The sequence below is a fragment of the Bacteroides muris (ex Afrizal et al. 2022) genome, assembly GCF_004793475.1.
Lineage (GTDB): Bacteria > Bacteroidota > Bacteroidia > Bacteroidales > Bacteroidaceae > Bacteroides > Bacteroides muris.
Genome location: NZ_SRYZ01000046.1, coordinates 21,165 through 29,222 on the forward strand (window position 1 = coordinate 21,165; position 8,058 = coordinate 29,222).

7 protein-coding genes and 1 pseudogene are annotated in these 8,058 nt (G+C 41.9%); 3 read left to right on the forward strand and 5 right to left on the reverse strand.

Features of this window, described 5'->3' with window-relative positions; all coding sequences use genetic code 11:
* Positions 1–62: 62 nt before the first annotated feature.
* Positions 63–2,294 carry a hypothetical protein gene (locus E5355_RS15445; RefSeq protein ID WP_246866975.1) on the forward strand — a complete coding sequence of 744 codons (2,232 nt, stop codon included), beginning with the start codon at positions 63–65 and terminating at the stop codon, positions 2,292–2,294.
* A gap of 312 nt (positions 2,295–2,606) precedes the next feature.
* Here the strand turns inward: E5355_RS15445 and der are convergent, their stop codons facing one another.
* From der to E5355_RS15470, 5 genes are all read right to left on the reverse strand, one after another.
* Positions 2,607–3,920, reverse strand: coding sequence for a ribosome biogenesis GTPase Der (gene der / locus E5355_RS15450; RefSeq protein WP_136011047.1), 1,314 nt, complete (start codon positions 3,918–3,920; stop codon positions 2,607–2,609).
* Between the two features lie 49 nt (positions 3,921–3,969).
* Positions 3,970–4,851 carry a GTPase Era gene (era, locus tag E5355_RS15455; RefSeq protein WP_136011048.1) on the reverse strand — a complete coding sequence of 294 codons (882 nt, stop codon included), beginning with the start codon at positions 4,849–4,851 and terminating at the stop codon, positions 3,970–3,972.
* Between the two features lie 85 nt (positions 4,852–4,936).
* Positions 4,937–5,941 carry a beta-ketoacyl-ACP synthase III gene (locus E5355_RS15460; protein ID WP_136011049.1) on the reverse strand — a complete coding sequence of 335 codons (1,005 nt, stop codon included), beginning with the start codon at positions 5,939–5,941 and terminating at the stop codon, positions 4,937–4,939.
* A gap of 123 nt (positions 5,942–6,064) precedes the next feature.
* Complete coding sequence (gene rpmF, locus E5355_RS15465) at positions 6,065–6,250, reverse strand: 50S ribosomal protein L32 (RefSeq protein ID WP_004288267.1); 186 nt, start codon at positions 6,248–6,250, stop codon at positions 6,065–6,067.
* A gap of 12 nt (positions 6,251–6,262) precedes the next feature.
* Complete coding sequence (locus E5355_RS15470; RefSeq protein WP_136011050.1) at positions 6,263–6,838, reverse strand: DUF177 domain-containing protein; 576 nt, start codon at positions 6,836–6,838, stop codon at positions 6,263–6,265.
* Between the two features lie 244 nt (positions 6,839–7,082).
* Between E5355_RS15470 and E5355_RS20250 the strand changes: the two are divergent.
* Both E5355_RS20250 and E5355_RS15480 read left to right on the forward strand, forming a co-directional pair.
* Positions 7,083–7,388: pseudogene (locus tag E5355_RS20250) on the forward strand (transposase family protein).
* Between the two features lie 140 nt (positions 7,389–7,528).
* On the forward strand, positions 7,529–8,058 hold a 530-nt coding region (locus E5355_RS15480), incomplete at its 3' end, for a transposase (protein WP_136011051.1).

Genomic DNA, 8,058 nt, shown 5'->3' on the forward strand with positions numbered 1-8,058 from the left:
AGAAAGATGTAAAGGTATATAAAATATTTATTTTTTTGTTTGGAATGAATTTGACAACCTCTATGGTTCATTCCCAAGAATCCATAGACTCCTTGGTTAATCATATAGAAAGCAGCTTTTCTTCTCATCCCTCTGAATCAATCTATTTTCAAACAAGTAAAGACATCTACGAGACCGGTGAAGACCTCTGGTTCAAAGCCTATCAGCTGGATGCACAAACTTTCGGTTTATCGGATAAAAGTAAGACTCTTTATCTGCAAATGATTAATCCGAAAGACAGCGTAATCTGGCAGGAAAAGTATTCGATAGAGAATGGCATCGTATCCGGCCATGTTTACATAGACGAAAAACTTTCGGAAGGCGACTATTTTCTGGAAGGCTATACAAAGCACTCTTTTTACAAGAATGATACTACCGGAATAACCCCTGTCCGCAAAATAAGGATAGTAAAGAATATAGCCCGTTCGGAAGTGACGAAGAATCCTAAAGATACAACCTTCCGTTTTGAAACATTCCCAGAAGGAGGAAATCTCGTTTCCGGCCTTTCCTCCAAACTGGCTTTCAAAGCAACCGATGGGAAGGGAAATCCGGTATCTGTGGAAGGAGCCATTTATGAAGACGATAAGTTCCTGTGCGGAATAAAGAGCGTGCACGATGGGATGGGGTCTGTTCCCTTCACTCCCTTAGTGAATAAACAATATAAGATTGAATTGAAGAATGGGAAAATCTATCCGCTCCCCGAGATTCATTCGCAAGGAATGGTTCTGAATCTTCGCGGGCAAGATAAAGAGCATCTGAATTTTCTCCTTTCCCAAACCGAGGGCTTGCCGCACCGGCAAATTTATCTCTTGGGACAAATGCGCGGAATGATTTGCTGTATGGCAAAAGGGATATTAAAAGACAGTCTTAAAATCTCCATCCCGCTCGAAAACTTCCCGTATCAGGGCATAGCGGAGTTTACGCTTTTCGACAGCTCCATGCGACCTGTCGCAGAACGATTGGTGTATGTTCATCCCCAAAAGAAACTGTATATAACGGCTGAGCCTGAAAAGACAAGCTTTACAATTCGGGAAAAAGCGTCAATCAAGATAAAAGCGACAGACGAAAAAGGCAATCCGGTAAGGGCAAATCTGGGTATTAGCGTGTACGACCGGGCATATAATAATCCTGCCGACCCGGTGAATATCTTGGCTTACTGTTATCTTTCCTCCCAAATACGGGGCAGGATCTGTAACCCGGCTTATTATTTTGACGAAAAGAACAGTGACAGGAAAGAAGCGTTGGACCTGTTGTTGCTTACACAAGGCTGGAGGCGATATGTGTGGAATGCAGCAGAACCTGAGTACCAAGGGCAGCCCTTTTTAACTGATGAAATCAATGGCATACAAACTCTTAAGAGTAAGAAAAAGGACAAACAGAATGAAGGAGCAGAACAGCTTATCCAGGTTTTCGGTGCAGAGGGAAACTCTCAGTTTCTTTGGACAGACTCCACCGGACATTTTATGGTTGACCCGGACATGATGAAAACTCTTCAAGGAGGATATGTGTATCTGAAACCCATGTTGTCGAAAGAGTTCAAACCCACTCTCGAATTGGTGGATTACTTTCTTCTGATTGACAGCATAAGGAAGAACAGACCTCATTATTATCCGATAGCGGTATCATACCATAAGAAAGAACAACCCCTTGATTTGCTTGTAATAAGCAGCGACAGTACCATATTATTAAATGAGGTGACTATAACAGCAAAAGGACATAAACCGTTTAGAGATAAAATGATGGGACGACTGGATAGCTTAACACAGATGAATTTGAATAAGGCATGGGTATGTGAATGCCAACCGGTGTATCTGAATGATTATTATCCAGGATATACCCATCATCCTAATGGGAAATATGATAAGGTTAAAAAGTTACCCGTTGAAGGTAAAGGATATAGAATAATTAAATATAGCCCCATGATGGTAGTAGAGGATATACAAGAAATTGTTTATAGCGGACCTTTATACTCAGATGAAGAGCTATTAAAAATGAACAACCTTTGGCGTACCAAAGGTTATTATGGAAAAAGAGAGTTTTATCAACCAGATGAGGTAGATATACAACTTTCCACTCCTGATGCCCGCAATACTTTATTATGGACTCCATCTGTCATTACCGATGAAAAAGGTGAAGCAGAAGTTCATTTCTATTGTTCCGACATCAATACCGGATTTATCGGAGTCGTAGAAGGTGTTGACGGTAACGGATTACTCGGAAATGCAAAATGCGAATTTAGAGTGATAAGAAAATAACAGTTACAATTTTACGTTATGGCAAAACGTACATTTTCGTCCTTATACTCCCAACCGACCCGTTCTTTTTCTCAGGATAATTGATGAAAACACAGCTGTGAACAACCCAGTCAGCGCAATCAAATCAGTTGTCAATAATTTTAATCTTGATAATTTCAAACAAGGTGACGATGAACCTTACTTTCTTTGCTAGGCAAAAGAAAAGATGACAGAACTGTAAATTACAGAAGAGGTTGTGTCAAAATTTTGACACAACCTCTTCATCTTCATAAAACCAGTTAATAGAATCGACTTATATCATCACGATATATTTTACTTCTGCCGGATATAGATATTTATCGGAGTTCCGGTTAACTTCCATTTCTCACGCATCTTATTTTCCAGAAATCGTCTGTAAGGTTCTTTCACATATTGTGGAAGATTTGCAAAATAAACAAATGACGGCACCTGGGTATTGGGCAACTGCGTAATATACTTTATCTTGATATATTTACCCTTGATTGAAGGGGGGGGATATGCCTCGATAAGCGGAAGCATTTCCTCGTTCAAACGAGCTGTCGGAATACGCGTCATACGATTTTCGTACACATCACGCGACTCTTCCAACACCTTCAGAATACGTTGTTTGGTCAGTGCCGAAGCAAAGATGATAGGGAAATCCACAAATGGAGCGAAACGGTTGCGGATAGCATCTTCGAAAGTTTTCATCACCTTTACAGTCTTGTCCTGCACCAAATCCCACTTATTCACCACAACCACCAGTCCCTTGGCATTCTTCTGAATCAAAGAAAAGATATTCAAATCCTGACTTTCGATGCCACGCGTAGCGTCTATCATCAAAATACATACATCTGCATTCTCAATGGAACGAATGGAACGGATTACAGAGTAGTACTCCAAATCCTCATTCACCTTGTTCTTTTTACGGATACCCGCCGTATCTACCAGGTAGAAATCAAAACCGAATTTATTGTAACGGGTATAGATAGAATCGCGCGTGGTACCGGCAATCTCCGTCACGATATTGCGATCTTCTCCAATAAAGGCATTGACTATGGAAGATTTTCCGGCATTAGGACGTCCTACTACTGCAAAGCGGGGAATATCCTCGTCCAGAATTTCATCAGACTCCTTCTTGAACTTATCGACGATAAGATCCATCATATCTCCCGTACCGCTACCCGTTACAGCAGAAATACAATAAGGATCGCCTAGACCCAAGCTATAAAATTCAGGAGCATTGTATTGCAGTTCATGATTATCAGTCTTATTGGCAACCAGCAACACAGGCTTCTTGGCACGACGCAATATGGAAGCCACCTGCTCGTCAAGGTCTGTAACTCCGTTCATCACATCCACCACAAACAGAATCACATCGGCTTCATCTACCGCCATCAGCACCTGCTTACGAATCTCCTCTTCAAAGATATCATCAGAGTTCACTACCCAACCACCGGTATCCACTACCGAGAACTCACGTCCCAGCCATTCGGTTTTTCCATATTGGCGGTCACGGGTGGTTCCCGCTTCCTCATTCACAATTGCCTGACGTGTCTTGGTCAGACGATTAAATAATGTAGACTTTCCCACGTTGGGGCGCCCTACGATTGCAACTAAATTTCCCATAGTTCACACTCTTTGTTTTTTGCGACTGTCACAGTCGTATGAATAACTCTTAATCCAGCTGATAACCAAAGTTACGTAGTTCCTTGTCTGAACTCCGCCAATCCTTATCAACTTTCACAAATGTCTCCAAGAATATCGTTTTCCCGAAAAACCTCTCCAAATCACGGCGCGCTTCGGTGGCCACTTTCTTCAAAGCCTTCCCTTGCTTACCTATGATAATGCCCTTTTGTGAATCACGCTCCACATAGATTATGGCACTGATATGAATCTTCCTTGCTTCTTCCTTAAACTGTTCTACCATCACCTCCACTGAATAAGGGATTTCCTTATCGTAGTACAGCAGAATTTTCTCACGGATTATCTCGGTCACAAAGAAACGTGCCGGTTTGTCCGTCCATTGGTCTTTATCAAAATAAGGAGGCGAATCGGGCAGAAGTTCCTTCACCCGCTTCATCACATAATCCACATTGAATTTCGAAGTAGCAGAGATAGGAATAATTTCAGCCTTCGGCAACAATTCCTTCCATGCTTCCACAAGTTCCACAAGCTTTTCCTGATTACTCAAATCAATTTTATTGATAAGCAGCAAAACCGGAACCCCCAAGTGTCCCACTTTCTCCACGAAGTCATTATGCTTGTCGGGAGTCTCAACTACATCCGTCACATACAACAATACATCTGCATCCATCAATGCCGAAGTGGAGAAATTCAGCATAGACTCCTGCAATTTATAATTTGGCTTCAATACTCCTGGAGTGTCCGAAAACACAATCTGCATGGCATCCGTATTATAGATGCCCATAATTCGATGACGGGTGGTCTGTGCCTTAAAAGTAGCGATAGAAATACGTTCACCTACCAGAACGTTCATCAATGTGGATTTGCCTACATTAGGATTCCCCACGATATTTACAAAACCTGCTTTGTGCATGACTTCAGTATTTGAATTGAGAAAAAAAAACGCATCGAATCGAAATAGGATGCGTTTTTATTATGTTATATCTAGCAATAGTGTATTACTGCTTCTTTCCATCGTATCCCCACTTCACATACACAGCTCCCCAAGTAAATCCTGCGCCGAATGCAGTGAAAATAAGGTTGTCACCTTTCTTCAACTTTTCTTCAAAATCCCAGATGCAAAGAGGCAACGTAGCAGCACTGGTATTGCCATAACGTTCGATATTAATCAATACTTTCTCATGAGGAACTTCCAGACGATGAGCCACAGCATCAATGATACGAAGGTTTGCCTGATGCGGAATTACCCAGTCAATGCTATCCTTTGTCAGACCGTTCTTCTCAGCAATAGCTGCACTAACATCCGACATATTGGATACAGCATACTTAAACACAGTACGTCCTTCCTGATAAATGTAATGCATGTGGTTGTCTACAGTAAAATAAGATGGAGGGCAAACCGAACCACCCGCTTTCATGTGCAGGAAAGGCAAACCTTTACCATCGGTTCTCAGAATAGCATCCATAATACCTACGTCTTCCGTTGTCGGCTCAAGCATGAAGGCAGCAGCACCGTCACCAAAGATAGGACAAGTAGCGCGGTCTGTATAATCAACCATCGACGACATCTTGTCAGCTCCCACAATGATAACCTTCTTATATCTTCCTGAACGGATGAAATTGGCAGCAGTCTCCATCAAATAGAGGAATCCACTACAAGCTGCCTGCAAATCAAAAGCATACGCATTTTTCAGCCTAAGCTTATCACACAATATAGAAGCGGTAGAAGGGAAATGGTAATCCGGAGTGGAAGTAGCTACAATCACCAAATCAATATCATCCGGATTTGCACCCGTACGTTGCATCAACTGTTTGGCTGCTTTACGCGCCATATAGGAACTACCCAACCCTTCTTCATTCAAGATACGTCTTTCCTTTACCCCGATACGAGTCATAATCCATTCGTCATTGGTATCCACCATTTTCGAGATTTCGTCGTTTGTCAAGACGTAATCAGGGACATAACCACCGACTCCTGTAATTACTGCATTTATTTTTTCCATTAAAATCTTGTTTACTTATAGAACTGCTGAAACAACGGTAGTCTAAAAAGGTTTGCTCATTAAATCACAAATCTTTTTAGACGCCCGATATTCAAGTATAAGTTTTAGCCAAACTGACCGTAATTATACGGCAGCTTCCTTTTCAACTGCAAGCTTACCTCTATAGTAACCGCATGCGCCACATACAGTGTGATATACATGCCACTCGCCACAATTCGGGCAAATAGCCAGTGTAGGAGCTACTGCTTTATCATGAGTTCTTCTCTTTGCAGTTCTTGTTTTTGACTGTCTTCTCTTAGGATGTGCCATTTTCTTTAATCTTTAATTGTTATCTAATATTTTCTTTAATTCGTCCCAACGCGGGTCTACCTGCGTTTCTTCTTCATTCATCAGCTCCACTTCTTCTGGTGCAAATGTATCCTCCGCCATCTCATCATCCGGAGTAGTACGCATATGCTTACTCAGTTTGCTGGTCATTGCCTTGTTACACTTACCCGGAGCATGCACATGCTTCATGGGGATGGCCAAAGCTACAAACTCGTACATAAACCATGCTACATTAATCTCACCCTCCTCTTCAGGGATTACAATGAGATTATCACCTTCCTCGGCATATTCATGACCGAACTTCACCAATAGTTTATCTATTGAACTGACAAGCTGTTCCATATCATCCAAACAACGGTCACATGGCACCCACACCATTCCCTCCGTCTGGAAGTTCAATTCGAAAGCACGAGATGTTTTCTTTACAACTAATACCACATTAACTTTACCCTTCTGTACTTCCGGTCCATCAATATTGGCAAAGAAAAGGTTATCCAATACAAACTCATATTTGCATGAGTCTGCTTGCATACCTTTCAGGTCTATTTTGTATTTATCAAACTTTCCCAAAGCTTCATTTGTTTATTCGGGCGACAAAGATACGAATAATTATCCTCATTCAGTAGTATTTTAGGAAAAATATTCTATAGCACTCCGTTTTTCAACCCAATAACGGGTCAGTCCGCCCCCCTGTGGGCATATTATGTTAATACACGAAAGTAAGCTATCTTTGCGGTTATCTTCTGACAACAATCCAACGAATTTTAATCGCCACCTATATAAGTTACTACGATTCATCTTCCCCGAAGTTTTAATGGAGTATTTCGAGATTACCGGTTGGCATGACGACTCTGTCAAAATCGAAGTTTAGCTTGATGAAAAACACTACCTGGAGCGTTCCGATTACAAGAGTGGCACCGTGATTTCACATGGTTTTACTGATGAGAAAGTGATTCAGGACTTTCCTCTGCGTGGCAAATCTGTTTATCTCCATGTGAGACGTCGTCGCTGGTATGACAAAGCTACCGGTGAAACGTTTTCCTATACTTACGATGATCTTACGTCCGAAGGAACGAAACTCACTCCTGAGTTCGTTGCTTTTTTAAAAGAAGAAGATTGAAACTACCGCGGCCAGCATAAGCTCCATAGCAGATGCTTATGGGGTAAACGGTAAACAGTAAACAGTTAACTTCCCGGTACAAGGAGTTTATCAGCGCATACCGACAGTGGAACCGGTTAGATTATGCTTCAGAATATGTCTTGTTCAAACAAAACATAGGTCCCGGCCTTTGTATTGACGAGACTTCTTTGAGCTGCGGAGAATTATATACTGTTGTCACGAACCGTGCGGGACGTGGTGGCAGAGGTACTCTTGTGACCATGATACGTGGCACGAAGTCTGAAGACGTCATAAAGGTGCTTGAAATGATTCATCTCTCCAAACGCAAGACAGTCAAAGAGGTCACTTTGGATTTTTCGCCGACTATGATGCGGATTGTCCGAACGGCTTTTCCTAATGCCACTATGACCAATGGCCGGTTTCATGTACAGAAGCTCTTTTATGAGGCAATTGATGAACTCAGGATTACTTATCTCCGGATGGCACGGGATTTGGAGGACGATGAAATTCAGCGGTGCAGAGAGCAAAATATAGCGTATGTTCCGTTCCGATATACCAATGGAGATACCCGTAAGCAGCTGCTGGCAAGGGCTAAGCATGTACTTGTCAAGCATTTTAGTAAATGGACTGACTTCCAAAGAATACGTGCGGAAATCATATTCGAACATTA